The sequence below is a fragment of the Streptomyces sp. NPDC002125 genome (genome assembly GCF_053593715.1).
Map to the genome: position 1 here is coordinate 111,316 of NZ_JBSFDD010000010.1, position 25,885 is coordinate 137,200.

The 25,885-nt window shown below is 73.2% G+C and carries 26 protein-coding genes; 23 read left to right on the forward strand and 3 right to left on the reverse strand.

Annotation, left to right across the window (positions count from 1 at the left end; genetic code table 11):
• Window positions 1–221 precede the first annotated feature (221 nt).
• Entirely contained in the window at window positions 222–1,823 is a 1,602-nt protein-coding gene (locus ACWCQM_RS19255) for an oxidoreductase (RefSeq protein WP_267076244.1), read from the reverse strand.
• Window positions 1,824–1,981: 158 nt separating this feature from the next.
• Here ACWCQM_RS19255 and hisD point away from each other — a divergent pair, with 158 nt between their 5' ends.
• From hisD to bdeA (ACWCQM_RS19305), 10 genes are all read left to right on the forward strand, one after another.
• Complete coding sequence (gene hisD / locus ACWCQM_RS19260; RefSeq protein WP_450916381.1) at window positions 1,982–3,304, forward strand: histidinol dehydrogenase; 1,323 nt, start codon at window positions 1,982–1,984, stop codon at window positions 3,302–3,304.
• Window positions 3,301–4,419: a histidinol-phosphate transaminase gene (locus ACWCQM_RS19265; protein WP_450916382.1), complete on the forward strand. Its 1,119-nt coding sequence runs from the start codon at window positions 3,301–3,303 to the stop codon at window positions 4,417–4,419. Before hisD ends, ACWCQM_RS19265 begins: the two co-directional genes overlap by 4 nt.
• Complete coding sequence (gene hisB, locus ACWCQM_RS19270; RefSeq protein ID WP_031098999.1) at window positions 4,416–5,009, forward strand: imidazoleglycerol-phosphate dehydratase HisB; 594 nt, start codon at window positions 4,416–4,418, stop codon at window positions 5,007–5,009. Before ACWCQM_RS19265 ends, hisB begins: the two co-directional genes overlap by 4 nt.
• Window positions 5,006–5,173 carry a hypothetical protein gene (locus ACWCQM_RS19275; protein WP_267076247.1) on the forward strand — a complete coding sequence of 56 codons (168 nt, stop codon included), beginning with the start codon at window positions 5,006–5,008 and terminating at the stop codon, window positions 5,171–5,173. Before hisB ends, ACWCQM_RS19275 begins: the two co-directional genes overlap by 4 nt.
• A 9-nt stretch (window positions 5,174–5,182) precedes the next feature.
• Window positions 5,183–5,824 carry an imidazole glycerol phosphate synthase subunit HisH gene (gene hisH, locus ACWCQM_RS19280; protein ID WP_450916383.1) on the forward strand — a complete coding sequence of 214 codons (642 nt, stop codon included), beginning with the start codon at window positions 5,183–5,185 and terminating at the stop codon, window positions 5,822–5,824.
• Window positions 5,824–6,549: a bifunctional 1-(5-phosphoribosyl)-5-((5-phosphoribosylamino)methylideneamino)imidazole-4-carboxamide isomerase/phosphoribosylanthranilate isomerase PriA gene (gene priA, locus ACWCQM_RS19285; protein ID WP_267076249.1), complete on the forward strand. Its 726-nt coding sequence runs from the start codon at window positions 5,824–5,826 to the stop codon at window positions 6,547–6,549. The genes hisH and priA overlap by 1 nt, the downstream gene beginning before the upstream one ends.
• Complete coding sequence (locus ACWCQM_RS19290) at window positions 6,546–6,944, forward strand: RidA family protein (RefSeq protein WP_267076250.1); 399 nt, start codon at window positions 6,546–6,548, stop codon at window positions 6,942–6,944. The genes priA and ACWCQM_RS19290 overlap by 4 nt, the downstream gene beginning before the upstream one ends.
• Entirely contained in the window at window positions 6,941–7,696 is a 756-nt protein-coding gene (gene hisF, locus ACWCQM_RS19295; RefSeq protein WP_450916384.1) for an imidazole glycerol phosphate synthase subunit HisF, read from the forward strand. The genes ACWCQM_RS19290 and hisF overlap by 4 nt, the downstream gene beginning before the upstream one ends.
• 190 nt (window positions 7,697–7,886) lie before the next feature.
• Complete coding sequence (gene bdeA, locus ACWCQM_RS19300; RefSeq protein WP_450916385.1) at window positions 7,887–8,819, forward strand: bis(hydroxyethyl) terephthalate hydrolase; 933 nt, start codon at window positions 7,887–7,889, stop codon at window positions 8,817–8,819.
• A gap of 311 nt (window positions 8,820–9,130) precedes the next feature.
• Window positions 9,131–10,066: a bis(hydroxyethyl) terephthalate hydrolase gene (bdeA, locus tag ACWCQM_RS19305; protein WP_450916386.1), complete on the forward strand. Its 936-nt coding sequence runs from the start codon at window positions 9,131–9,133 to the stop codon at window positions 10,064–10,066.
• Between the two features lie 106 nt (window positions 10,067–10,172).
• On the opposite strand, the gene ACWCQM_RS19310 is transcribed toward bdeA (ACWCQM_RS19305), so the two are convergent.
• Window positions 10,173–10,946, reverse strand: coding sequence for an alpha/beta fold hydrolase (locus tag ACWCQM_RS19310; RefSeq protein ID WP_450916387.1), 774 nt, complete (start codon window positions 10,944–10,946; stop codon window positions 10,173–10,175).
• Window positions 10,947–11,106: 160 nt separating this feature from the next.
• On the opposite strand from ACWCQM_RS19310, the gene ACWCQM_RS19315 reads away from it, so the two are divergent.
• The 3 genes from ACWCQM_RS19315 to ACWCQM_RS19325 all read left to right on the forward strand — a co-directional run bounded on the left by ACWCQM_RS19315 (window position 11,107) and on the right by ACWCQM_RS19325 (window position 17,360).
• The gene (locus tag ACWCQM_RS19315) at window positions 11,107–13,908 is read left to right on the forward strand and encodes an AAA family ATPase (protein WP_450916388.1); all 2,802 of its coding nucleotides are present in this window, start codon (window positions 11,107–11,109) and stop codon (window positions 13,906–13,908) included.
• 126 nt (window positions 13,909–14,034) lie between these two features.
• Window positions 14,035–15,387 carry a PucR family transcriptional regulator gene (locus ACWCQM_RS19320; RefSeq protein WP_450916389.1) on the forward strand — a complete coding sequence of 451 codons (1,353 nt, stop codon included), beginning with the start codon at window positions 14,035–14,037 and terminating at the stop codon, window positions 15,385–15,387.
• Between the two features lie 368 nt (window positions 15,388–15,755).
• Window positions 15,756–17,360: a sodium/solute symporter gene (locus ACWCQM_RS19325; RefSeq protein ID WP_450916390.1), complete on the forward strand. Its 1,605-nt coding sequence runs from the start codon at window positions 15,756–15,758 to the stop codon at window positions 17,358–17,360.
• 30 nt (window positions 17,361–17,390) lie between these two features.
• Here ACWCQM_RS19325 and ACWCQM_RS19330 read toward each other — a convergent pair whose 3' ends face one another.
• Window positions 17,391–18,023, reverse strand: a complete 633-nt coding sequence (locus ACWCQM_RS19330) for a TIGR03085 family metal-binding protein (RefSeq protein ID WP_073747737.1) — start codon at window positions 18,021–18,023, stop codon at window positions 17,391–17,393.
• Between the two features lie 85 nt (window positions 18,024–18,108).
• On the opposite strand from ACWCQM_RS19330, the gene hisI reads away from it, so the two are divergent.
• The 10 genes from hisI to ACWCQM_RS19380 all read left to right on the forward strand — a co-directional run bounded on the left by hisI (window position 18,109) and on the right by ACWCQM_RS19380 (window position 25,848).
• A complete protein-coding gene (hisI, locus tag ACWCQM_RS19335; protein WP_450916391.1) occupies window positions 18,109–18,489 on the forward strand; it encodes a phosphoribosyl-AMP cyclohydrolase in 381 nt (126 codons plus the stop codon).
• Window positions 18,490–18,500: 11 nt separating this feature from the next.
• Entirely contained in the window at window positions 18,501–19,994 is a 1,494-nt protein-coding gene (locus ACWCQM_RS19340) for an anthranilate synthase component I (protein ID WP_450916392.1), read from the forward strand.
• Between the two features lie 14 nt (window positions 19,995–20,008).
• Window positions 20,009–20,668, forward strand: a complete 660-nt coding sequence (locus ACWCQM_RS19345; protein ID WP_450916393.1) for a TIGR02234 family membrane protein — start codon at window positions 20,009–20,011, stop codon at window positions 20,666–20,668.
• 95 nt (window positions 20,669–20,763) lie between these two features.
• Window positions 20,764–21,015: an HGxxPAAW family protein gene (locus ACWCQM_RS19350; RefSeq protein WP_450916394.1), complete on the forward strand. Its 252-nt coding sequence runs from the start codon at window positions 20,764–20,766 to the stop codon at window positions 21,013–21,015.
• Between the two features lie 82 nt (window positions 21,016–21,097).
• Window positions 21,098–21,583, forward strand: a complete 486-nt coding sequence (locus ACWCQM_RS19355; protein ID WP_450916395.1) for a DUF2752 domain-containing protein — start codon at window positions 21,098–21,100, stop codon at window positions 21,581–21,583.
• A 115-nt stretch (window positions 21,584–21,698) separates the two neighbouring features.
• The gene (gene trpC / locus ACWCQM_RS19360) at window positions 21,699–22,508 is read left to right on the forward strand and encodes an indole-3-glycerol phosphate synthase TrpC (protein WP_450916396.1); all 810 of its coding nucleotides are present in this window, start codon (window positions 21,699–21,701) and stop codon (window positions 22,506–22,508) included.
• Window positions 22,509–22,555: 47 nt separating this feature from the next.
• Window positions 22,556–22,732 (forward strand): tryptophan biosynthesis modulator TrpM, encoded by a 177-nt coding sequence (trpM, locus tag ACWCQM_RS19365; protein WP_383117393.1) that lies wholly within the window; start codon window positions 22,556–22,558, stop codon window positions 22,730–22,732.
• A 168-nt stretch (window positions 22,733–22,900) separates the two neighbouring features.
• Entirely contained in the window at window positions 22,901–24,139 is a 1,239-nt protein-coding gene (gene trpB / locus ACWCQM_RS19370) for a tryptophan synthase subunit beta (protein WP_450916397.1), read from the forward strand.
• Window positions 24,136–24,948 (forward strand): tryptophan synthase subunit alpha, encoded by an 813-nt coding sequence (gene trpA / locus ACWCQM_RS19375; RefSeq protein ID WP_267076263.1) that lies wholly within the window; start codon window positions 24,136–24,138, stop codon window positions 24,946–24,948. The genes trpB and trpA overlap by 4 nt, the downstream gene beginning before the upstream one ends.
• A 75-nt stretch (window positions 24,949–25,023) precedes the next feature.
• Window positions 25,024–25,848, forward strand: a complete 825-nt coding sequence (locus ACWCQM_RS19380; RefSeq protein ID WP_450916398.1) for a DsbA family protein — start codon at window positions 25,024–25,026, stop codon at window positions 25,846–25,848.
• Window positions 25,849–25,885: the final 37 nt, after the last annotated feature.

Sequence of the window (25,885 nt, forward strand, 5' to 3'; positions counted from 1 at the left end):
GAAAAGCCCTGGTGGGGGCTGCGCCAGAGGAGCTCTGTGAAGCTTCTGTAGCGAGTGGAAGGGTTGCCCTGAACATGGTCAAGAAAGGGCAAAGGAAGCGCTTGTGGCTGGCCGGATTCCGACCTTCGCGTCAGCGCCGACCGGCCGTCCTGCCGGGCCTCGACCGGCCTTTCGAGCCCCGGGGCGTCAGGCGTCCGCCCCGACGGGCGTCCGCCCGCCGCTCAGCCCCGCCGCAGCAGCCTCGAAGCGCCCGCCGCCACCGTCGTGGCCAATATCCACCCCAGCAGCACGAGCGCCGCGGCCGCCCACTGCCAGCCGCCCTTCAGCAGCCAGTAGCCGTCCTGCCCGAGATTGATCACGGGGACCAGCAGATCCAGCGCGTACAGCGCGGGATTCCACTGCGGATGCTCACTCCCCTTGATCGACTCGGGGCGGTACTGCGAGAAGGCCACCGCCCCCGCCGCCCACAGCACGGCCATCCACACCAGGGCGCGCCCCGGCCGGTAGCCGTACGCCACCGTCCAGTCCTGGAGGTAGCCCCAGATCCTGCCCGCCGGCGGCAGCGTCTCCCGCCGGCGCCGCTGCTTGGCCAGCAGTACCTCGCGGGCGTCCGCGTCCTCCCCGCAGCTGCGGAGCACCGTCGCGAGGCGCTCGTACGGCTCCGGGACGTACTCCGGGGTCGCGGCCAGCACCCACTCCAGGCGCCGGGAGAGGGGGAAGTGCCCGTACGGGACGAGGTTCTCGTACACGAAGCCGCCCATCGCCAGGCCGCCGGGACCGGGCCAGCTGGTCGACACGTCGATCAGCGTGACGACCCTCGCGCCGTTCAGCACGACCCGGCCCTCCTGGGGGCGCTCCGCGTTGAAGCGCAGCTCGGGGGTGACGATCCGGCGCAGCGACAGCTCCTCGCGCCCGGCGAGGACGAATCTGGCCTTGTGCAGGTCCACCGCGTCCCCGAACCGGCCGTCGTCGAGCCGCACCGCGCCCCGGCACTCGAAGACCTGCGCCCGCGTCCCGCGCGCGGGGCCGCCGCCGCGTGCGATGCCGAACGGGGGAGTGGTGCCCTGGTTCCCCGTGTCGACACTGACCCAGGCCTCCGTCATGTACAGCGTGCGCTCCACACTGAGCTGCGGGGCGTTGAGCGCGCGCCGCCCGTCCGAGGCGCGCAGCCGGCTGCCCCGCAGGCTCAGCGAACCGCCGACCTTCGCCCCGCGCAGGCTCAGCTCGCCGCGCGTCTCGATCATCTCCGCCTGGAGGTCCTGCGCCACCGCCATCCCGTCGCCCACGAAGGAACGGCCGCGCCGGTCGGGTCCGATGCGGATCTGGTTGATCAGCAGGTCCGTGCCGATCTGGGCGTCGGTCAGCCGGATGCCGCGCTCGATCCGGCAGCGCGGCAGATGGAGATCGCCCTCGGTGTGCAGCCGGGCCGCGTCCAGGCGGGGCACCGCGCAGCCCACCATCCGGAGCGTCGTGAAATGGCACTCGGGCAGCACCACCTCCTGCTCGAAGCGGCAGCCCGTCAGCTCCACGTACGGCGAGACGCGGCCGCCCGCCAGATCCAGCTTGCCCGTGATGCGCACACCCCGGAGCTTCAGCGCCGCCACCCGCCCCGGCCTGGCGGGCGGCCCGCTCAGCAGCAGCCGCGCCACCGTCCGGGCCCCGACGCTGCGCTCGGGCCCCCAGATGTGGGGTGAGAAGGGATCGTCGCGCACCGGGTCGTGGGAGCGCAGATCGTAGGTCGTGCCGTTCCGGAAGGACTGCCACATCCCCAGCTCCGCCGCGCTGAGCCCGTCGGGGATCTCTCCGTCGTGCGGTTCGGTCACCGCTCACCTCCGTCCGCGCGGTCCGCCCGCGCTTCGTACAGCCGTTCTTCCCTCTGTGTGACCGTGTGAAAGCTAACGGTCAGCAGTGACAGCCGGGACATGTATCAGCCAGTGATACGGGCGACCGGACGCCGGAACCGGTCTGAGAGAATTGCGGTGTGATCTCTCGAATCGATCTGCGCGGCACCGCCCTCCCCGAGGGCGGCGACCTGCGCGACCTGCTGCCCCGTGCCGAGTTCGACGTGGAAGCCGCCCTGGAGACGGTGCGGCCCATCTGCGAGGACGTACGCCATCGTGGCTCCGCGGCAGTGATCGACTGGGGCGAGAAGCTCGACGGCGTGCGGCTTGACTCGATCCGGGTCCCCGCCGACGCGATCACCGAGGCGCTGGACGCCCTCGACCCCGCCGTGCGCGCCGCCCTGGAGGAGTCGATCCGCCGCGCCCGCCTCGTCCACCGCGAGCAGCGCCGCACCACGCACACCACCCAGGTCGTCCCCGGCGGCACGGTCACCGAGAAGTGGGTCCCCGTCGAGCGCGTCGGGCTCTACGTGCCGGGCGGCCGTGCGGTCTACCCGTCCTCCGTCGTGATGAACGTGGTCCCGGCCCAGGAGGCGGGTGTCGAGGGCCTCGCCGTCGCCTCACCGCCCCAGAAGGAGTTCGGCGGCCTGCCGCACCCCACGATCCTCGCCGCCTGCGCCCTCCTCGGCGTCGACGAGGTGTACGCCGCCGGCGGCTCCCAGGCCATCGCGATGTTCGCGTACGGCACCGAGGACTGCCTGCCCGTGAACCTCGTCACCGGACCCGGCAACATCTACGTCGCCGCCGCCAAGCGCCTCCTCAAGGGCCGCATCGGCATCGACGCCGAGGCCGGCCCCACCGAGATCGCGATCCTCGCCGACGCGAGCGCCGACCCCGTGCACGTCGCCGCCGACCTGATCAGCCAGGCCGAGCACGACCCCATGGCCGCAGCCGTCCTCGTCACCGACTCCGAGGAGCTCGCCGCCGCCACCGAGGCCGAGCTGAAGCCCCAGGTCGCCGCGACCCGGCACGTCACCGACCGGATCGAACCGGCGTTGTCGGGCCGCCAGTCCGCGATCGTCCTCGTCAACGACATCGAGGACGGCCTCAAGGTCGTCGACGCGTACGCCGCCGAGCACCTGGAGATCCAGACCGAGAACGCCGCGGCCGTCGCCGACCGGGTCCGCAACGCGGGAGCGGTCTTCGTCGGCCCCTGGTCGCCCGTCTCCCTCGGCGACTACTGCGCCGGCTCCAACCACGTGCTGCCCACCGGCGGTTGCGCCTGCCACTCCTCGGGCCTCTCCGTGCAGTCCTTCCTGCGCGGCATCCACATCGTCGACTACACCCGCGACGCGCTGGCCGAGGTCACCCACCACGTGGTCACCCTCGCCGAGGCGGAGGACCTCCCCGCCCACGGCGCCGCGCTCAAGGCCAGGTTCGGCTGGAAGGTTCCGCAGCAGTGAGCAACGTGAACAACGCCTGGGACGCCCTCCCGATCCGCGACGAACTCCGCGGCCAGTCCCCGTACGGGGCGCCCCAGCTCGACGTACCGGTCCGGCTGAACACCAACGAGAACCCGTACCCGCTGCCCGACGCGCTCGTCGACCGCATCGCCGAGCGGGTCCGCGAGGCCGCCCGCGACCTCAACCGCTACCCCGACCGCGACGCCGTGGAGCTCCGCACCGAGCTCGCCCGCTACCTCACCCGCACCGCCGGGCACGAGGTCACCGCGGCCAACGTCTGGGCGGCCAACGGCTCCAACGAGGTGCTCCAGCAGCTGCTGCAGACCTTCGGCGGCCCCGGGCGCACCGCGATCGGCTTCGAGCCCTCCTACTCGATGCACGCCCTCATCGCGCGGGGCACCGGGACCGGCTGGGTCTCCGGGCCGCGCAACGAGGACTTCACCATCGACGTGGAGGCCGCGAAGAAGGTCATCGCCGAGCACCGCCCCGAGGTCGTCTTCATCACCTCGCCCAACAACCCCACCGGCACCGCCGTCGACGCCGGGACCGTCCTCGCGCTGTACGACGCCGCCCAGGCCGCCCGGCCCTCGATGGTCGTCGTCGACGAGGCCTACGGCGAGTTCAGCCACCACGCCTCGCTGCTCCCGCTGATCGAGGGCCGCCCCCACCTGGTGCTGTCGCGCACGATGTCCAAGGCCTTCGGCGCCGCGGGCCTGCGCCTGGGCTACCTCGCCGCCGCCCCGGCCGTCGTCGACGCCGTCCAGCTGGTGCGGCTGCCGTACCACCTGTCCTCCGTCACGCAGGCCACCGCGCTCGCCGCCCTGGAGCACACCGATACGCTGCTCGGGTACGTCGCCCAGCTCAAGAGCGAGCGCGACAGGCTGGTCGACGGGCTGCGGGAGCTCGGCTTCGCCGTGACCGACTCGGACGCCAACTTCGTCCAGTTCGGCCGCTTCGCCGACAGCCACGACGCCTGGCAGCAGATCCTCGACCGGGGCGTCCTGGTCCGGGACAACGGCGTACCGGGATGGCTGCGGGTCTCCGCGGGAACCCCGGCAGAGAACGACGCGTTCCTCGATGCGGTGCGCGAACTGAAGAAGGAGCACGACGCATGAGCCGCGTAGGCAGGGTGGAGCGGACCACCAAGGAGACCTCCGTGCTCGTCGAGATCAACCTCGACGGCACCGGCAAGGTCGATGTCGCGACCGGGGTCGGTTTCTACGACCACATGCTCGACCAGCTCGGCCGCCACGGACTCTTCGACCTCACGGTCAAGACCGAGGGCGACCTGCACATCGACTCGCACCACACCATCGAGGACACCGCCCTCGCGCTCGGCGCGGCCTTCAAGCAGGCGCTCGGCGACAAGGTCGGCATCTACCGCTTCGGCAACTGCACCGTCCCGCTGGACGAGTCGCTCGCCCAGGTCACCGTCGACCTCTCCGGCCGCCCCTACCTCGTGCACACCGAGCCCGAGAAGATGGCGCCGATGATCGGCGAGTACGACACGACGATGACCCGGCACATCCTGGAGTCCTTCGTCGCGCAGGCGCAGATCGCCCTGCACGTCCACGTCCCGTACGGCCGCAACGCCCACCACATCGTGGAGTGCCAGTTCAAGGCGCTGGCCCGCGCCCTGCGGTACGCCAGCGAGCACGACCCGCGCGCGGCCGGCATCCTGCCCTCCACGAAGGGCGCCCTGTGACCGGCCTCAACACCGTTCTGATCGTCGTCGGCCTCTTCCTGGCCGGCGGCGTCTACTCCTTCTGGAAGCAGGGCATGCCCAAGGGCGTCGTCGTGCTCCTCGGGATCGGCTCCGTGATGTGCCTGGTGGCGGGCATCATGCGGATCCAGGGACTCTGGGACTGAGGTGGCACTGTGAGCGACAAGAAGAAGATCGTCGTCTTCGACTACGGCTTCGGCAACGTCCGTTCGGCCGAGCGGGCACTCGCCCACGTCGGCGGGGACGTGGAGATCACCCGCGACTTCGACACCGCGATGAACGCCGACGGACTGCTCGTCCCCGGCGTCGGTGCCTTCTCCGCCTGCATGAACGGCCTCAAGCAGGCCCGCGGCGACTGGATCATCGGGCGCAGGCTCTCCGGCGGCCGTCCCGTCATGGGCATCTGCGTCGGCATGCAGATCCTGTTCGAGCGCGGCATCGAGCACGGCGTCGAGACGGAAGGGCTGGACGAGTGGCCCGGCACCGTCGGGCCGCTGAAGGCGGACGTCGTCCCGCACATGGGCTGGAACACCGTCGAGGCTCCCGAGGGGTCCCAGCTCTTCGCGGGCCTGGACCCCGAGTCCCGCTACTACTTCGTGCACTCCTACGCGGCGCACGACTGGTCCCTCGAAGTGACCAACGACAAGATCCGTGCCCCCAGGGTCACCTGGGCGACGCACGGAGAGCGGTTCGTGGCCGCCGTGGAGAACGGCGCGCTGTGGGCCACCCAGTTCCACCCCGAGAAGTCCGGCGATGCCGGCGCCCAGCTGCTGACCAACTGGATCGAGACGCTGTAATGCCGAAGCTTGAACTGCTCCCCGCCGTCGACGTCCGTGACGGCCAGGCCGTCCGCCTCGTCCACGGCGAATCCGGCTCCGAGACCTCCTACGGCTCCCCGCTGGAGGCGGCCCTCGCCTGGCAGAAGTCCGGTGCCGAGTGGCTGCACCTCGTCGACCTGGACGCCGCCTTCGGCACCGGCGACAACCGCGCGCTGATCGCCGAGGTCGCGGGCGCCATGGACATCAAGGTCGAGCTCTCCGGCGGCATCCGCGACGACGCCTCGCTCGCCGCCGCCCTCGCCACCGGCTGCCGCCGGGTCAACCTCGGCACCGCCGCCCTGGAGACCCCGGAGTGGGTCGCCAAGGTCATCGCCGAGCACGGCGACAAGATCGCCGTCGGCCTCGACGTCCGGGGCACGACCCTGCGCGGCCGTGGCTGGACGCGCGACGGCGGCGACCTCTACGAGACGCTCGCCCGCCTCGACTCCGAGGGCTGCGCCCGCTACGTCGTCACCGACATCGCCAAGGACGGCACGCTGGAGGGCCCCAACCTGGCGCTCCTGCGCGATGTCTGCGCCGCCACCGACAGGCCCGTCGTCGCCTCCGGCGGCGTCTCCTCGCTCGCCGACCTCCGCGCGATCTCCCTGCTCGTCCCCGAGGGCGTCGAGGGAGCCATCGTCGGGAAGGCGCTGTACGCCAAGGCGTTCACCCTGGAAGAGGCCCTCAAGGCGGTCGCCGTATGACGGACTCCGTACGCCGGGTCTCCTCGGGCGGCCCCTGGGAGGACAAGTTCGGCTACTCCCGCGCCGTGCAGCTGCCGAACGGACTCGTCCTGGTCTCCGGCTGCACCTCCGTGGTCAACGGCCAGATCTCCGCGGGCGGTCCGTACGAGCAGGCCGTCGCCTCCTTCCAGGTCGCCTTCGACGCCCTGAAGCAGGTCGGCCTCGGCCGTGAGGACGTCGTCCGCACCCGGATGTACATCACCCACGCCCGGGACGTCGACGAGGTGGGCCGCGCCCACAAGGAGCTCTTCGACGACGTGCGCCCCGCCGCCTCGATGATCATCGTGTCCGGTTTCGTCGACCCCTCGCTGGTCGTCGAGGTCGAGATCGAGGCCTACGGGGCAGGTGCCCGATGACGCTCGCCGTACGGGTCATCCCCTGCCTGGACGTCGACAAGGGCCGCGTCGTCAAGGGCGTCAACTTCCAGAATCTGCGGGACGCGGGCGACCCCGTCGAGATGGCGAAGCTGTACGACGCCGAGGGCGCCGACGAGCTGACCTTCCTCGACATCACCGCCTCCAGCGGCGACCGCGAGACGACCTACGACGTGGTGCGCCGCACCGCCGAGCAGGTCTTCATCCCGCTCACGGTCGGCGGCGGGGTCCGCACCACCGAGGACGTCGACAAGCTGCTGCGCGCCGGGGCCGACAAGGTCGGCGTCAACACCGCGGCCATCGCACGCCCGGAGCTCATCCGGGAGATCGCCGAACGCTTCGGGCGCCAGGTGCTCGTGCTCTCCGTCGACGCCAGGCGCACCCCCGAGGGCGCCTTCGAGGTGACCACGCACGGGGGCCGCAAGGGCACCGGCATCGACGCCGTCGAGTGGGCGCACCGGGCGGCCGAGCTCGGCGCCGGCGAGATCCTGCTCAACTCGATGGACGCCGACGGCACGAAGGACGGCTACGACACCGAGATGATCAAGGCGGTACGGGCGCACGTCACCGTTCCCGTCATCGCCTCGGGCGGCGCGGGCCGGCTCGCCGACTTCCCGCCGGCCATCGACGCGGGCGCCGACGCGGTCCTCGCCGCGTCCGTCTTCCACTTCGGTGACCTGCGGATCTCCGAGGTCAAGGGCGCCCTGAGCGAGGCCGGGCACCCGGTCCGCTGAGTCCGGGCGGGGAGTGATCCGGCGGCGGAGACCGGCGATCTCGCCGATGTCCGTGCCCGGGAAGCGCCGCCAGAGTGGCGCCGTCAACGAATGACGGTGCCACTCACGCGGCGCGTCCCCGAAGGCCCCCGGACGACGGGGTCGCCGGCTGCCGCGGTGTGGTCCGCCTCAACCGAGAGGATCCCCCCTCGTGCAGCAGCACCTCCCCTCAGGCGACAACTCCCCGCGCCGCCACCGGATGTCACGGAGCCGCTCCCGTTCCCTCAGGATCGCCGTCGCCGCGGCCGCCGCGACCGCCGGTCTGGTCACCGCGCTGATGCCGGGCGCCCAGGCCGCCGAGAACCCGTACGAGCGAGGCCCGGCCCCGAGCAACTCCAGCATCGAGGCGAGCCGCGGCTCGTACGCCACGTCCCAGACGTCGGTGTCCTCGCTGAGCGTCCGTGGCTTTGGCGGCGGGACGATCTACTACCCGACGTCGACGGCGGACGGCACGTTCGGCGCGGTCGTCATCTCGCCCGGCTTCACCGCCTACCAGTCCAGCATCGCCTGGCTGGGGCCGCGCCTGGCCTCGCAGGGCTTCGTGGTGTTCACCATCGATACCAACACCACGGCGGACCAGCCGGCCAGCCGAGGTGACCAGTTGCTCGCGGCGCTGGACTACCTCACCGAGGACAGCTCGGTCCGCAGCCGGGTGGATGCCTCCCGGCTCGGTGTGATGGGCCACTCGATGGGCGGCGGCGGAACGCTGGAGGCCGCGAAGGACCGTCCTTCGCTCCAGGCGGCGATCCCGCTGACCGGCTGGAACACCGACAAGACGTGGCCGGAGGTCCAGACCCCGACCCTGGTGATCGGCGCGGACGGTGACACGGTCGCTCCGGTCGCGTCTCATTCGGAGCCGTTCTACAACTCGCTGCCGAGCTCGCTGGACAAGGCGTATCTGGAGCTCCGGGGTGCCACGCACTTCACCCCCAACACGTCGAACACCACGATCGCGAAGTACAGCATCTCGTGGCTGAAGCGCTTCATCGACAACGACACCCGCTACGAGCAGTTCCTCTGCCCGCTGCCGTCGACGAGCCTGACGATCGCCGAGTACAAGGGCAACTGCCCGCACACCTCCTGACCGGCAGGCACCGGGGCCGGACCGCATGACGCGGTCCGGCCCTTCCTGCTGTCCGGCTTCCTTCCCCCGGCCCTTCCCGCTGTCGAGTCCTTCCCGCTGTCGAGCCCTTCCCACTGCCCGGACCGCGCCGTTCACCGGTTCCGGAGCGGAGACCGGCGATCTCGCCGATGCCCGCGCGGGGGCGGCACCCCGAGAGTGGCAGCAGGCCAGTGAACACGGCGCCACCCACGCGGTGCATCCCCGGAGACCCCCGGACGACGGGGCCGCCGGCTGTCGCGGTGAGGTTCCGCGCCCAACCGAGAGGAATCCCCGTGCAGCAGCACCTTCCCTCCGGCGACGACTCCCCGCGCCGCCACCGGATGTCCCGGAGCCGCTCCCGCGCCGTCAAGGGCGCCCTCGCAGCCGCGGCGGCGACCGCGGGCCTGCTCACCGCCCTGATCCCCGGCGGAGCTCAGGCCGCCGCCAACCCGTACGAGCGCGGCCCGGCGCCCAGCAATTCGAGCATCGAGGCGCTGAGAGGCTCCTACTCGACCTCCCAGACGTCGGTGTCCTCGCTGAGCGTCCGTGGCTTCGGCGGCGGGACGATCTACTATCCGACGTCGACGGCGGACGGCACGTTCGGCGCGGTCGTCATCTCGCCCGGCTTCACCGCCTACGAGTCCAGCATCGCCTGGCTGGGGCCGCGTCTGGCCTCGCAGGGGTTCGTGGTGTTCACCATCGACACCAACACGACGCTGGACCAGCCGGCCAGCCGAGGTGACCAGTTGCTCGCGGCGCTGGACTACCTCACCGAGGACAGCTCGGTCCGCAGCCGGGTGGATGCCTCCCGGCTCGGTGTGATGGGCCACTCGATGGGTGGCGGCGGCACCCTCGAAGCGGCGAAGGACCGTCCTTCGCTCCAGGCGGCGATCCCGCTGACCGGCTGGAACACCGACAAGACGTGGCCCGAGGTCCAGACCCCGACCCTCGTGATCGGTGCGGACGGTGACACGGTCGCCCCCGTGGCCACGCACTCCAGCCCGTTCTACAACTCGCTGCCGAGCTCGCTGGACAAGGCGTATCTGGAGCTTCGGGGTGCCACGCACTTCACCCCGAACACATCGAACACCACGATCGCGAAGTACAGCATCTCGTGGCTGAAGCGCTTCATCGACAACGACACCCGCTACGAGCAGTTCCTCTGCCCGCTGCCGTCGACGAGCCTGACGATCGCCGAGTACAGGGGCAACTGCCCGCACACCTCCTGACCACGGGGGGCGGGGGCCGGGCCGCGCGTACCGCGGTCCGGCCCTTCGCGTGGTCCGCACGGCCGCTGGTGTGGCGCTCCGTGCGGCCGCCGGGCCCGCGGTCCGGTCAGTCCCGCGCGAGGAACTCCGCGACGGCCCCGGCGAATCCGGGATCGCGCACCGCCGTCAGATGGTCTCCCGGCAGCACCCTCAGCTCCGCCCCGGCTATCGCCGAGGCCAGTACCTGGGGCCGGGTCGCCAGCGGGTCGCTCCCGCCGGCGAGGACCAGCGTCGGGATCACGATCCGGTCCAGCGGCAGCGCGTCCCGGTGCACCGAGCGGATCTGCGCGGCCAGCGCCAGCCGGTCGCAGCCCGCCGTGTCGGCCAGCACGCGGAAGGCCCGGGTCCGCTCGGGCGCGTCCGCCGCGTCCTCGGCCGTCAGCGCCGCCGACACCAGCTCCGGAGGCATCACCCGGGTGTCCAGGCCGCCCACCTCCACCGCGCCCGCGCCGATCCCGCCGGCCACCAGACGGCTGATCCGCTTGTCCTCGGCCGCCGCCAGGACCGCCACCACGGCGCCCATGGAGTAGCCCGCGACATGGACCCGGTCCTCGCCGACGCGGTCGATGAGCAGACGGACGTCACGGGCCATCAGCGCCTCGCCGTAGTACGCCTCGTCGTGCGGCCGGTCCGATTCGCCGTGGCCCCGCGCGTCCAGGGCGTACACCCGCCGCCCCCGCGCCACCAGCGCCTCGACGACGCCGGGGCCCTCCCAGTTCAGCCGGGCGTGCGCGGCGAAACCGTGGAGCAGCACCACCGGCGGAAGGGCCGGGTCCGGATTCCGCGACCAGGACCAGTAACGCAGGGTCAAACCGTCGTGTGTACGCAATTCAGCAGTCATGCACCGACGTTACGGGTGACCGCGGCCGAACGCGCCGGAGCTGTGCCCCGGCACAGCCCCCACGCCGTTCCGTTGGGAGCCCGCACCGCTCCTGGCCGCCCGGGAACAGGGAGCGGACGCGAGCCTTCCGACGCTGTTTACGCGGAAGTAACGTGAAAGCGTGACCCCATCGACGACCGTGCACAGTCCGCTCCGGCTGTACGGCCGCAGCGGTGAACTCGCCATCCTGGAAACCTTGTTGGGGCGGCTGAGAGCAGGGGACGGCGGAGCGCTCGTGCTCACGTCGCCGCCCGGCCTCGGCCGCACCGCCCTGCTGCGGCAGACCGCTGCCGACTACCGCGTCAGACACGGCGGCCCCGTCGTGTACGCCGCCGCCGCCCCCACCGAACAGCGCCTGCCCTACAGCGGGCTGCACGCCCTGCTCTGCTCGGCACCCGGCCCGCTGCCCCTGGCGCCCGACAGCGTCCTGCGCTCCGGTATCACCCCCGGAGGGCTGCTCGGACTGCTGCGGGGCCTGGGCGCCGAACAGCCGCTGCTGGTCTGCGTGGACGACGCGCACGCCTGGGACCCCGACTCCCGCGCCGCACTGGGCTTCGCCGCCCGCAGGCTCGGCGAGGGCAGCCGGGTCGCGGTGGTGATCGGCGCCGCCGACGAGACCGCCTTCGCCGGACTCCCCGCCCTCCGCCTCGGCCCGCTCGACGAGGACGCGGGGACCGCGCTGCTGGACCGGCTCACCGACGGTACGGCCGATGTCGACCCCGTCGTACGCAGCGAACTCCTGCGGGAGGCGGCCGGGAACCCGCGGCTGCTGGCCGGGCTCGTGGGCCGTCTCACCCCGGGCCAGCTGGCCGGGCGCACCGCGCTGCCCTATCCGCTGCCCGGCGCGGAGAGCGTCCTCGACGCCCATGCCGAGCACCTGGACGGGCTCTCGCCCGACACCCACACCCTGCTCCTGCTGGCCGCCGCCGCGGAGGAGCACGAGCCGGACGGGGCGGGCGCGGACGCGGCCCTGCTGCTGCGGGCCGGCGCCCGCGCCGGACTCGCCCCCGCGCACCTGGACCGGGTGCTCTTCGCCCCCGCCGGAACCGCCGGAGCCCTCCAGCGCGCGGGCAGCCGGGTCCACTTCAGCCACCCGCTGCTGCGCCGCGCGGTCCTGCACCGGGCGCCGCCCGGCCGCCGCCGGGCCGTCCACGAACTGCTCGCCGGCCTGCTCTCGGGCCCCGGCTCGCCCCCGCTCCCCGCCCTGGTCCAGCGGGCCTGCGCCGCGACCGGCCCGGACGCCGCCCTCGCCGGGCAGCTGGAGGCCGCGGCCACCGCCCCGCGCCCGCACGGCGAACGGTCGGCGGCGCTGGCCCGTGCAGCCGCGCTCTCCACCGACGACACCGTGCGCGCCGCACGGTTCACCGCCGCGGCCGAGCAGGCGAGGCTCGCCGGGGACACCGGCCGGGCCCGCGCCATGCTGGCCCGCGTCGGCCCCCACCTCGCCGGGGGAGCCGCACCCTATGTACGGGGCATGCTCGCCCTGCGCGACGGGCCGGCGGCCGATGCCCGCGAGGCACTGCTCTCCGCGGCGGAGCTGCTCGCCCCGCACGACCCGCGCCGCACCCTGGACGCCCTGTTCGGCGCGGCCGAGGCGGCGTGGGACATGGGTGACGCCATCGCGTACCTGGACGCCATGAACCGCATCCCCGTCGCCGCGGCCGACCGGCCCATGGCCCAGTACCGCGCCGGGATGTGCGCCGTGCTCGCGGGCCATCCCGACCGTGGCCACGCCCTGCTGCGCTGCTGCCTGGACTCCGCCGACCGCGCGGAGGACGCGGGCGAGCTCCTGCGGGCCGGTGCCTCCGCGCTGGTGCTCGGCGAGGTCGACGCGGCCTGCCGGGCGGGGGCCAGGGCGCTCGCCGTCGTACGGACCCGGGGGCCCGAGGCGCTGCTGCCGCACACCCTGGAACAGCTCGCCTACGCCGAACTGCGCTCGGGGCAGCACGCCAGGGCCCGCGCCCACGCGCTGGAGGGGCTGCACGCCGCCCGGCGTACCGGGCAGCAGAACTCCGCCACCCATCTGCACGCCGTGCTCGCGCTCGCCGCCTCCGTGGAGGGCCCCGCCGAGGCGTGCGCCGCCCATGCCGACGCGGCACTGGCGGGCGCGGGGCCGCACGGCCTCGCCCAGGCCGCCATGCTCGCCACCTGGGCGGTCGCCCGCGCGGACCTCGCTGCGGGGCGGCCGGGCGAGGCGGCGGCCCGGCTCGGGCCCCTGGTCCGACCCGGACCGGGGACCGGCCACTTCGCCACCCGGATGCTCGCCGTGCCCTGCTACATCGAGGCGATGGTCCTCTCCGGACGCGCGGACGAGGGAGCCGGGGAACTCGCCGTTGCCGTCCAGGAGTTCGCCCTGTGGACCGCCCGGACGACCGACCCCCAGGTGCCCGCCCAGCTGGCCCGCTGCCGCGCGCTGCTCGCACCCCCCGAGGAGGCCGCCGCGCGCTACGAGGAGGCGCTCGCCCACCACGACCGCGCGGGCGGCGACTTCGAACGCGCCCGCACCCGGCTGCTCCACGGCCAGCTCCTGCGCCGTCTGCGCCGCACCCGCGAGGCCCGGGGCCCGCTGCGCGACGCGCTGGTCGCCTTCGAGCGCTGCTCCGCCCGCGTCTGGGCGGACAGGGCGGGCGGGGAGCTGCGGGCGGCCGGGGAGGCGGTGGACGTGCCCGACCAGAGCGGCCCGGGCCCGCTCGCCGGACTCACCCCGCAGCAGCAGCGGATCGCCCGGTGCGTCGCGGAGGGAGCCACCAACCGTGAGGTCGCGGTGCGGCTCTCGGTGAGCCCGCGGACGGTCGACCACCACCTGCGCAACGTCTTCGCCGCGCTCGGCGTCCGGTCCAGGACCGAGCTCGCGCGGCTGCTGGACCGCGGGGCAGGGGCGAGGTTGCAGGACCGTGATGAGAAGAACCGCGCAGACCTCTAGGTACCGACCGGGCGGTATGCCATTCTGCGGACGTCAGGATCAATCGGTGTGCGCCCGCCCAATTCCGGGCCGGGCGCACACCGGGGCCGGCCCACCGCAGCCGGCCGATTCCCGGTGGAGGCCGCCATGCCACAGGTCGTACGTTCACGGATCAGGGCGCTGCACGGACCGCCCCCCGTAACCCCGTTGCCGCACCGCGCCCGCTCCCTGGCCGACAGCGAGGCCGTAGCCGTGCTCCACCGGGCCGCCCGGGCGCTGCTGGAGGCGCTCCCGGAGCTCACCGACCGGCTGGTCGAGGCGCTGCGGGAGCAGGAGCCCGCCTACCGCGCGGCGATGGAGACCGAGGCGGCGGAGATCTGGCAGGAGGTCCACCACTCGCTGCGGCACAACGTCGCCTCGCTCATCCAGCCCCGCGAGTTCCGGGAGGCGGCCCACCGCACCTCCCGCTGGATCGGGGAGACCAGGGCCGAGCAGGGCGTACCGCTCGACGCGGTGATGCACGCCTTCCGCATGGGCGGCGCGATGGTCTGGCAGGACCTGGTCGACGACACGGCCCGCCGCTCACCCGAGGACACCCGGCTGCTCGTCCATGTCGCGGCGGACGTCTGGAACTTCGTCGACGAGCACTGCGGTGTGGTGGCCGAGGCCTACCGCCAGGCCGAGCGGCGGCTCTCCTGGCGCCGCGAGAACCGCCAGCGGCTGATGACCGCGGCCCTGCTGGACGGCACCGCCCGGATCGCGGACCTGCCGGACGCCGCCCTGATGCTGGGGCTCCCGGTGCACGGGCGGTACGCCGTGCTCGCGGTCGCCGCCGCGCGCCGCGCCCCGCACGACACCGGGAAGCCGCCGGTGACCCTGGCCGAGGACACGCCCGTGCTCTGGCACTCGGCGGGCGAGGTGGAGCTGGCGATCCTGCCGCTGGGCGCGGGGCCGGTGGCGGCGGATACCGAGCCGCCCGCGGAGGGGGAGGCGGAACCCGAGCGGAACGCCGGCCCCTGCCCGGCCCCGGGTGCCGAACTGGCTTCCGTCGCACAGGACCTGACGGTGCCTCCGGGCACCCGGGTCGGGATCAGCTCCGTCGTCGACGGGCTCGCCTCCGTCGGTGACGCGCGGCGCCTCGCCGAGACGGCACTGCGGGCCTGCCCCGCCTCCGGGGGCACCGTCCTGCTCGACGAACACCTGCCGGCCGCGCTCGTCGTGTCCTCGCCGGGACTCGGCACCGCGCTCGCGGACCGCGTCCTCGGGCCGCTGGACCGGATCGACCCGGCCGACCGGGACGTGCTCATCGAGACGCTGACCGCGTGGCTCGACTCGGACGGCTCGGCGCAGCGGGCCGGGGCGAAGCTCTACTGCCACCGCAACACCGTGCTGAACAGGCTGCGGCGGTTCGAACAGCTGACGGGACGGTGCCTGACGCGGCCGTCGGACGCGGTCGAGGTGTCGCTGGCACTGGCGGCGCGCCGACTGCTGACGGGCTGACCGGCCGACTGCGGGGCGCGGCGCGGGCGGACCGGCTGACCGGCCGACTGCGGGGCGCGGCGGGCGCGGACCGGCCGACGACAGGCCGCGGCGCGGGCGGACCGGCTGACGGCACGGTGCGGCGCGGGCGGAGGGCTCGTACGCCTCCGTGCCCATGGCCGGGCCCCGGCCGGACGAGGGAAGCCCGCGGGCCGCCCGTCCGCGTCCGCCGAACGCGCTTGTGCCCGGGCACAGTTCGGGGCGCGGCGGGCTGTACGGGCGCCGCGCCCCGCCTCCGCCCCCTGTGCCCCGCACGCCTCAGCTGGTGCCATGGCGCGCATGTCATCAGCTGCCCCTTGTTGTGGCGCCGTACCGGTGGAGAGATCCCGGTGAGCGGCGCGATCGACGCCCGGTCCCTGGCCGTCGTCATCTTCCTCGCCTTCGTCGCCGTGTCCCTGCTGCTGTGCGGACTGGCCGCGGCGGACCAGGACGACCCGGAGCACTTCTACGCGGGCGGCGCCACCCTCGGCCCCGTCGGCGCGGGACTGGCCATCGCCGGGGACTACGTCTCCGCCGCCACGCTGCTCTCCACCACCGGATCGGTCGCGCTCGCCGGGTTCGACGGCCTGCTGTTCGCGCTGGCCACCGTCGCCTCGCTCGTCCTCGTCATGCGCCTCTTCGCCGAACGCCTGCGCCGCAGAGGCGTGTTCACCATGGGCGACTTCCTCGCCGACCGGCTCGGCGACGGCTCCGTACGCCGGGCGCTCGGGGTGGCCACCCTCGTCGTGCTCGCCCCGCTGCTCCTCGTGCAGCTCACCACGGCCGGGCGCGTCATGACCTCCATGTTCGGGCTCCCCGAAGGCGCCCTCACCGGCTGCACTGTCGCCAGCGGGGCGCTGATGGTCTGCTACTCCGCCTTCGGCGGCATGCGCGGCACCGGCTACATCCAGATCCTCAAGATCGCCGTGGTCCTGGGCACGGTCACCCTCCTCGCGGGACTCGTCCTCGCCCGCTTCGACTGGTCACCCTTCGCCCTCTTCGACGCCGCCCAGGCGGGCAGCAAGGCGGGCGGCGACTACGCGCGCCCCGGGCTCCAGTTCGGCCATGGATTCGCCGGCGCGCTCGACCTGACCGGCTTCCAGCTCACCCTGGTGCTCGGCGCCGCCTGCATGCCGCACATCATGATGCGGCTGCACCCCGTCCGCGACGCCTGGACCGCGCGCCGGGCCGGGGTCTGGGCCGTGGCCCCCGTCGCCCTGCTCTGCGCGGGCATCGTCGTCGTCGGACTCGGCGCGTCCGCGCTCATCGGCAGGGACCTCCTGCACGCCGCCGACCCGGCCGGCGGCACCGCGCTGCTCATGGTGACCAGCGCCCTGGACCCCGCCGCGGCGGGACCGCGCGACAGCCCGCTGTTCGCCCTGGTCGCCTGCGCCGCCTTCGCCACCACCCTGGCCGCGGTCGCCGGCATCACGCTGGCCGCGGCCTCCTCCCTGGCCCGCGACTTCACCCTGAAGTCGGGCGCCCAGGGCGAGGGCAAGGCATCCAGCAGGGAGATCAGGCGCGCCCGCTGGACCGTCGTCGCGATCGGGGCGTTCGCCGTGTTCCTCTCGGCGTACACCCACGACCGCAACCCCCAGGTGCTGCTCTCCCTGTCGTTCGCCGCAGCGGCCTCCATCCTGCCGCCCGTGCTGCTGTACGCACTGTTCCGGCCGGGCTTTAACGCCCGGGGAGTGCGGTGGACCGTCTACGGGACGCTGCCGCTGATCCTCGTCCTGATGGTCATGTCGCCGGCCTTCTCCGGGACCCCGATCGCGCTGTTCCCGGAGTGGGACTTCGACGTGTTCCCACTCCAGACACCCGGCCTCGTCACCATCCCCGCGGGCTTCCTCCTCGGGCTCCTGGGATCGGCCCGGAACCGGACGCACGCAGGAGAGGGCACGGGCCACCGCCACCGGGCCGGATGGACACCCCAGAGGGCGCGCGACCGGGCCTGACGGCGGGGCCGGGGCGCTCGCGCGTACGCCCTACAGACCGAGCTCGGCGGTGTGCAGCCTCGCCAGCGCGTCCTTGTCGCCGTCCAGCTCCACCCGCGCCGCGTCCTGGCGCCCCGCGGCGAACAGCAGCAGCTCGCCGGGCTCCCCGGTGACCGTCACCACCGGGGTGCCCTTGTGGGCCACCGCCGTCTGGCCGTCCGGCCGCCGCAGCACCAGACCCACCGGCGCCCGGCGGCCCAGCATCCGGGCCGTCTTCTCCGTACGGGACCACAGCACATCGGCGAAGACGGGATCGAGCTCACGCTGCGACCAGTCGGGCTGCGCGCGGCGCACATCCTCCGCGTGGATGTAGAACTCGACCGTGTTGGCCGCCTCGTCCAGCTGCTTCAGCCCGAAGGGCGACATCCGGGGCGGGCCCGTACGGATGAGCTGGATCAGTTCCTCGTACGGCTTGGCGGCGAACTCGGCCTGGACCCGCTCCATCCGGTTCTTGAGCGCGCCCAGCACGATCCCGCCCGCGGCGTCCGCGCGGCGCTCACGCACCACCACATGGGCGGCCAGGTCACGGGTCTTCCACCCGTCGCACAGAGTCAGGGCCTCGGGACCCGCCGCTTCCAACAGGTCGGCGAGCAGAAGACGTTCACGCTTCGCATGGGTCGACATGCCCGCCAGCGTACGACCGACGCCACCGGTCCGCCCAGTGGACGCACGGCCTGGGGGCCCCGCCCGGCGCGGCACAATGGGGCGCATGACCAGCACGCCCGGCTCCACGCCCGCCAGCAATCTCGACCCGGCCGTCGCCGCACGCCTCAAGCGCGGCCCCGACGGACTGGTCCCGGCCATCGCCCAGCAGTACGACACGGGCGAGGTGCTCATGCTCGGCTGGATGGACGACGAGGCGCTGCACCGCACCCTCACCACCGGCCGCTGCACCTACTGGTCCCGCAGCCGCCAGGAGTACTGGGTCAAGGGCGACACCTCCGGCCACATCCAGCAGGTGAAGTCCGTCGCCCTCGACTGCGACGCCGACACCGTCCTGGTCAAGGTCGACCAGACGGGCGCCGCCTGCCACACGGGCGCCCGCACCTGCTTCGACGAGGACGTCCTTCCGCTCACCGCGCCCCAGTAAGGTCAGCCGCCATGGATCTCGAGATCTTCCGCAAGCTCGCCGTCGACCGGCGCGTCATCCCCGTCAGCCGCCGGCTCCTCGCGGACGGTGACACCCCGGTCGGGCTCTACCGCAAGCTCGCGGCCGAGCGTACCGGCACGTTCCTCCTCGAATCCGCGGAGAACGGCCGCACCTGGTCCCGTTACTCCTTCATCGGGGTACGCAGCGCCGCCACCCTCACCGCCGTCGACGGACAGGCCCACTGGCTCGGCACCCCGCCCGTCGGCGTTCCCGTCGAGGGGGACCCGCTGGAGGCGCTGCGGGCCACGGTCGAGACCCTGCACACCCCGCGCGACCTGGTCGGCGACGACGGCCTGCCGCCCTTCACCGGCGGCATGGTCGGCTATCTCGGCTACGACATCGTGCGCCGGCTGGAGCGGATCACCGAGCACGGCGGCGACGACCTGGAGCTCCCCGAGCTCACGATGCTGCTCACCTCGGACCTCGCCGTCCTCGACCACGGGACCGGCACCGTGCTGCTGATCGCCAACGCGATCAACCACAACGACCTGGACACCGGCGTCGACGAGGCGTACGCCGACGCGGTCGCCCGGCTCGACGCCATGGAACGCGACCTCTCCCGGCCGGTGGAGAACGCCCCCGCGGTCCTGCCGCCCTCCGAGCTCCCTCCCTACACCGCGCTCTGGGGCGGCCAGGCCTTCCGGGACGCCGTCGACGACGTCAAGGAGCGGATCAGGGCGGGCGAGGCCTTCCAGGTCGTGCCCTCCCAGCGCTTCGAGACCCCCTGCACGGCGAGCGCGCTGGACGTCTACCGGGTCCTGCGCGCCACCAACCCGTCGCCGTACATGTACCTCTTCCGTTTCGACGGGTTCGACGTCGTCGGCTCCAGCCCCGAGGCCCTCGTCAAGGTCGAGGACGGCCGGGCGATGGTCCACCCCATCGCGGGCACCAGGCACCGCGGCGCCACCCCGCAGGAGGACCAGGCGCTCGGCGAGGAGCTCCTCGCCGACCCCAAGGAACGCGCCGAGCACCTGATGCTCGTCGACCTCGGCCGCAACGACCTGGGACGGGTCTGCGCGCCCGGCAGCGTCGAGGTCGTCGACTTCATGTCGGTCGAGCGGTACTCCCACGTGATGCACATCGTCTCCACCGTCACCGGACGCGTCGCCGAGGGCCGCAGCGCCTTCGACGTCCTCACCGCCTGCTTCCCCGCGGGCACCCTCTCCGGCGCGCCCAAGCCCCGGGCCCTGCAGATCATCGAGGACCTCGAACCCACCCGCCGCGGCCTGTACGGCGGCTGCGTCGGCTACCTCGACTTCGCCGGGGACTCCGACACCGCCATCGCCATCAGGACCGCACTGCTCCGCGACGGCACCGCGTACGTCCAGGCGGGAGCCGGGATCGTCGCGGACTCCGACCCCGAGGCCGAGGACAACGAGTGCCGGAACAAGGCCGCGGCGGTCCTGCGCGCGGTGCACACGGCGAACCGCCTCGGGGACCGGTGAGCCGGTAAGGGATAGTGGGGTACGTGAGTGCTGTCCCCGTACCCCAGCCCCGTGCCCGAGCCGCCTCCGCGCCCGACAGCGCGGGAAGCCGCCGAAGCCTGGCCGCCGGCCTGCTCCTCGGTGCCGCCGGAGCCACCGTCGTCCTCCTCGCCTCGGGGCAGACCTGGGCCGAGGGCAGGGCGGCCGTCGGCGGCGGCACCCTGCCGCTCAGCGCCGACGGCCAGGACGTCACCGGCCTCCCGGCGGCCCTGGCCGTCGTCGGCCTGGCCGCCCTCGTGGCCGTCTTCGCCGTCCGCGGCGCCGGCCGGCTGCTGGTCGCCGCGCTGCTGGCCCTCAGCGGCCTCGGCGCGGGACTGAGCGCCTACGCCGGCGCCTCCGACAGCGCCGCGCTGGACGAGCGGGCCGCCGAGACCACCGGCAACGCCTCGGCCACCATCGACGCCCTCAGCCACACCGCCTGGCCCTACGTGACCGCGGCGGGCGGCCTGCTGATCCTCCTCGCCGGGCTGCTCGCCCTGCGCTACGGCAGCCGCTGGCCCACCATGTCGGGCCGCTACGAGCGCGACGGCACCCCCCGCCCCCGCAAGGCCCCCCGCACCGCCCCGGACCCCGAACGGCCCGAGGAACTCTGGAAGGCACTCGACCGCGGCGAGGACCCGACGCGCGAGGCATGACCCCGAGCCTCACGTCCACCGGCGCGTACGGGACAATGGGCAGCGAGCTTTCCCAACAGCGACACCTTCAGCGCAACACCAACAAGGAGCAACTCATGGCGGGCAGCAGCCACGGACACACCCCGGCCGCCTGGACCGGTGTCATCATCTCCTTCATCGGGTTCTGCATCGCGGGCCTCTTCATGGTCGCGGCCAACGTGCTCGGCTTCTGGGCCGGTATCGCAGTCGTCCTGCTGGGCGGTGTCGTCGGTCTCGCCATGAAGATGGCCGGCCTCGGCATGCCGAAGGAGTCGGCCGAGATGGCCGCCGCCAGGGCCCGAGCCTCCAAGGCCCAGATCACCGCCTGACCGGATGCCCGCATCCGGACACGACGCGAGGCGCAGCACCGACCGGGCTGCGCCTTCTCGCGTCAGCGGGGACAATCACCGCGTGGACGCCTCAGCCTCTCCCGCAGCTTCCCCAGCCCCTCCCGCCGCGCCGGCTCCGCCCGGCCCCGGCCGGGCGGCCCCCGCGCCGGTCTCCCGGCTCCGCAGGCTCGCCGCCCCCGTCGGGGTCATGGCGGCCGTCGTCGGAGCCTTCGGCTACGTGGCCACGGTCGACCCCAACGAGCCCGGCCACTACCCGGTCTGCCCCATGCTCCGGTTCACCGGGGTGTTCTGCCCCGGCTGCGGCGGGCTCCGCAGCGCCCATGCCTTCGCCCACGGCGACCTCGTCACCGCCCTCGGCTCGAACGCGCTGGCCGTCGCCGGCTATCTCGCGTTCGCCGCGGTCTGGCTGCTCTGGACGGTCCGCGCCGGCCGCGGACTGCCCCTGAGCGTCGGTCTCAGGCCGGTCCACTGGTGGGGCATCGGCACCGTGCTGCTGGTCTTCTCCGTGGTCAGGAACCTGCCGTTCGGCTCCGCCCTGGCTCCCTGATGTGCCCAGGTAGTGGGACGTGCGGCCTCAGGATGCGAGCCCTGGGCGCTCCTGCGGATACCATCGAGATGGCTGATCCTGTTTCCCACCACCGCTTCGGAAGGGGGCCGCTCGCGTGAGTGTGCTCGACGAGATCATTGACGGCGTTCGCGCCGACCTCGCAGAGCGGCAGGCGCGTGTCAGCCTCGACGATCTCAAGGAACGCGCCGCGCGCGCTCCCCGGGCCAAGGACGGAGTCGCCGCGCTGCGCGGCGAGGGTGTGACCGTCATCTGCGAGGTCAAGCGTTCCAGCCCCTCCAAGGGGGCCCTTGCCGCCATCGCCGACCCGGCCGCGCTCGCCGCGGACTACGAGGCCGGCGGGGCATCCGTCATCTCGGTCCTCACCGAGGAGCGCCGCTTCGGCGGTTCGCTGGCCGACCTGGAGGCCGTCCGCGCCAAGGTCGACATCCCGGTCCTGCGCAAGGACTTCATCGTCACCTCGTACCAGCTGTGGGAGGCACGGGCCTACGGCGCCGACCTCGCCCTGCTGATCGTCGCCGCCCTCGACCAGGAGGCCCTGGTCTCGCTGATCGAGCGCGCCGAGTCGATCGGCCTGACGCCGCTCGTCGAGGTGCACGACGAGGAGGAGACGGAGCGCGCCGTGGACGCCGGAGCGAAGATCATCGGTGTCAACGCGCGCAACCTGAAGGACCTCAAGGTCGACCGTTCCGTCTTCGAACGCGTCGCGCCCGAGATCCCCGACCACATCGTCAAGGTCGCCGAGTCCGGCGTCCGGGGCCCGCACGACCTCATTGCCTACGCCAACGCGGGCGCGGACGCCGTGCTCGTCGGCGAGTCCCTGGTCACCGGCCGCGACCCGCGGGCCGCCGTCGCCGACCTGGTCGCCGCAGGCGCCCACCCCGCGCTCAGGCACGGACGGGGCTGACCGCACCCGTGTCCGCCGACCGTCCCGCCTCCCGTGTCCGGCCGGGCCTGCGCCCTGCCGGGGCGAGCGCCCGGGACCCGCACGCGCCGCTGGCGCGCGGCTGCCGCCCACGCGGCTGCCGCGCCCCCGCCCGGCGCGTGCACGGGCGGCGCGTGCGGTACGTGATCGGCGACGAGCCGGGACAGGTCAACGGCATGCGATGGCGCACGGGGTCCGCGCCCTAGCGAGCCCCAGCCGTCGTCTCCCCGCCGTACACGGGGGAAGTGCCGCCCCGCCCCGCGCGGGGGACATCCGCACGGCTCCACCGCACCGACCGCCTCCGCGGCCGGCGCGGCGCTCCGCTCATGGCGCATACGGTGAAACCACCCGTTGCGATTCGAGGAGCACATCGCATGTCGTCCGACTTCTTCATCCCGGACCCCGAGGGTCTGATCCCCAGCGCCGAGGGGTACTTCGGCGCGTTCGGTGGCAAGTTCATCCCGGAGGCGCTCGTCGCCGCCGTGGACGAGGTCGCCGTCGAGTACGACAAGGCCAAGGCGGACCCGGCCTTCGCCGCCGAGCTCAACAAGCTGATGGTCGACTACACCGGCCGTCCCAGCGCGCTGACCGAGGTCTCGCGCTTCGCCGAGCACGCGGGAGGTGCCCGCGTCTTCCTCAAGCGCGAGGACCTCAACCACACCGGCTCGCACAAGATCAACAACGTGCTGGGCCAGGCCCTCCTCACCAAGCGCATGGGCAAGACCCGCATCATCGCGGAGACCGGAGCCGGCCAGCACGGCGTCGCCACCGCGACCGCCTGCGCCCTCTTCGGGCTCGACTGCACCATCTACATGGGCGAGATCGACACCGAGCGGCAGGCGCTGAACGTGGCGCGGATGCGGATGCTCGGCGCCCAGGTGATCGCCGTGAAGTCCGGTTCCAGGACCCTCAAGGACGCCATCAACGAGGCGTTCCGCGACTGGGTCGCCAACGTGGACCGCACCCACTACCTCTTCGGCACGGTCGCGGGGCCGCACCCCTTCCCGGCCATGGTCCGCGACTTCCACCGCGTCATCGGCGTCGAGGCCCGCCGCCAGATCCTGGAGCACACCGGCCGGCTGCCGGACGCCGCGGTCGCCTGCGTCGGCGGCGGCTCCAACGCGATCGGCCTCTTCCACGCCTTCATCCCCGACGCGGGCGTCCGGCTGATCGGCTGCGAACCCGCGGGCCACGGCGTGGAGACCGGCGAGCACGCGGCGACCCTGACCGCGGGCGAGCCCGGCATCCTGCACGGCTCGCGCAGTTACGTCCTCCAGGACGACGAGGGCCAGATCACCGAGCCCTACTCGATCTCTGCCGGGCTCGACTACCCGGGCATCGGCCCGGAGCACGCCTATCTCAAGGACGTCGGCCGCGGCGAGTACCGCGCGGTCACCGACGACGAGGCCATGCAGGCGCTGCGGCTGCTCTCCCGCACCGAGGGGATCATCCCGGCCATCGAGAGCGCGCACGCGCTCGCCGGGGCCCTGGAGGTCGGCAAGGAACTCGGCGAGGACGGGCTGATCCTGATCAACCTGTCCGGCCGCGGCGACAAGGACATGGACACGGCCGCACGCTACTTCGGCCTGTACGACCAGGAGGGGGAGAAGTGAGCGGCAACCGAGAGCTTCTGGAGACGACGCTGGCCAAGGCGGCGTCCGAGGACCGGGCGGCGCTCATCGCCTACCTGCCCGGCGGCTTCCCGACCGTCGACGGCGGCATCGCGGCCGTCAAGGCGGCCGTCGCGGGCGGCGCCGACGTCATCGAGGTCGGCCTCCCGCACAGCGACCCGGTGCTCGACGGGCCGGTCATCCAGACCGCCGACGACATCGCGCTGCGTGGCGGCGTCAAGATCGCCGACATCATGCGCACCGTGCGCGAGACCCACGAGGCCACCGGCGCGCCGATCCTCGTCATGACGTACTGGAACCCGATCGACCGGTACGGCGTGGAGCGCTTCACCGCCGAGCTCGCCGAGGCGGGCGGCGCCGGGTGCATCCTGCCCGACCTGCCGGTCCAGGAGTCCGGCCTGTGGAGGGAGCACGCCGACAAGCACGGTCTCGCCACCGTCTTCGTCGTCGCGCCGAGCAGCAAGGACGCGCGCCTCGCGACCATCACGGCGGCGGGCTCCGGCTTCGTGTACGCCGCCTCGCTGATGGGTGTCACCGGCACCCGTGAGTCGGTCGGCGAGCAGGCCCAGGACCTGGTGCGGCGCACCCGCGCCACCACCGGTCTGCCGGTCTGTGTCGGCATCGGCGTCTCCACCGCCGAGCACGCCAGGCAGGTCGCGGACTTCGCCGACGGCGTGATCGTGGGCTCGGCCTTCGTCAAGCGGATGCTGGACGCCCCTGACGAGGCCGCCGGTCTCGCCGCCGTACGCGCTCTGGCGGCCGAACTGGCCGAAGGCGTTCGAAAGCGCTGACAGCGCTCGTCACCCGTACGGGTGGACATGGGACCGGGGAGGCGCTCGCGCGCCTCCCCGGTTCGTTTGCGCAATGTGAGCGAGAAGAACCAAGACCGCAGAAGAGCCGCGCGTGACCGGCTCGCCCAGCAGCGTGAGCAGGACCGGGCCAAGGAGCGCCGCCGCCGCACGCTGATCGTCGCGACCGCCGTGGTGGGGGTGCTGGCACTGGCCGCCGTGGTCGGCCTGATCGCCGCCAACGCCGGGAAGAACGACCAGGACAGCGAGGCCGGACCGGCCGTCACGCCGTCCGGGGCGATGGGGGAGGACGGACTCGCCCTCCAGGTCGGAGCCGACGACGCGCCGTCCACGCTCACGATCTGGGAGGACTTCCGCTGTCCGGTCTGCGCCCAGTTCGAGAACGCCTTCCGTGACGAGATCACGGAGCTGGCGGAGAGCGGACAGCTGAAGGTGCAGTACCACCTGGCCACGATCATCGACGGCAACCTCGGCGGCAGCGGATCGCTGCGCGCGGCGAACGCCGCGGCCTGCGCCCAGGACGCCGGGAAGTTCGCGCCGTACCACGACGTGCTCTACACCAACCAGCCCGCCGAGACCGACGACGCCTTCGCCGACAACAGCAAGCTGATCGAGCTGGCGGGCGAGGTGGACGGCCTCGACACCCCGGCCTTCCGCAGCTGTGTGGAGGACGGCACGCACGACAGCTGGGTCGAGAAGTCGAACAAGGCGTTCAGTGAGGGCGGCTTCCAGGGCACCCCGACGGCCCTGCTCAACGGCGGGTCGATCTTCCCCAAGAAGGGGGACGAGCAGATCTCCGAGGCCAATCTGAAGAAGTGGGTGGCCGAGGCCAACAAGGGCAAGAAGCCGGGCACGGTCGGGGCGACCCCCTCGGCGTCATAGCCCCGGGGACGGGGTTCGGGCGAGGGCCCGGCGGGTG

Excerpts from the sequence above, each read along its gene's own strand:
- hisB (WP_031098999.1), top strand. The coding sequence starts at position 4,416 with ATGAGCCGCGTAGGCAGGGTGGAGCGGACCACCAAGGAGACCTCCGTG.
- priA (WP_267076249.1), top strand. The coding sequence starts at position 5,824 with ATGCCGAAGCTTGAACTGCTCCCCGCCGTCGACGTCCGTGACGGCCAG.
- ACWCQM_RS19290 (WP_267076250.1), top strand. The coding sequence starts at position 6,546 with ATGACGGACTCCGTACGCCGGGTCTCCTCGGGCGGCCCCTGGGAGGAC.
- hisF (WP_450916384.1), top strand. The coding sequence starts at position 6,941 with ATGACGCTCGCCGTACGGGTCATCCCCTGCCTGGACGTCGACAAGGGC.
- ACWCQM_RS19310 (WP_450916387.1), bottom strand. The coding sequence starts at position 10,946 with ATGACTGCTGAATTGCGTACACACGACGGTTTGACCCTGCGTTACTGG.
- ACWCQM_RS19320 (WP_450916389.1), top strand. The coding sequence starts at position 14,035 with ATGCCACAGGTCGTACGTTCACGGATCAGGGCGCTGCACGGACCGCCC.
- ACWCQM_RS19330 (WP_073747737.1), bottom strand. The coding sequence starts at position 18,023 with ATGTCGACCCATGCGAAGCGTGAACGTCTTCTGCTCGCCGACCTGTTG.
- hisI (WP_450916391.1), top strand. The coding sequence starts at position 18,109 with ATGACCAGCACGCCCGGCTCCACGCCCGCCAGCAATCTCGACCCGGCC.
- ACWCQM_RS19340 (WP_450916392.1), top strand. The coding sequence starts at position 18,501 with ATGGATCTCGAGATCTTCCGCAAGCTCGCCGTCGACCGGCGCGTCATC.
- ACWCQM_RS19350 (WP_450916394.1), top strand. The coding sequence starts at position 20,764 with ATGGCGGGCAGCAGCCACGGACACACCCCGGCCGCCTGGACCGGTGTC.
- trpB (WP_450916397.1), top strand. The coding sequence starts at position 22,901 with ATGTCGTCCGACTTCTTCATCCCGGACCCCGAGGGTCTGATCCCCAGC.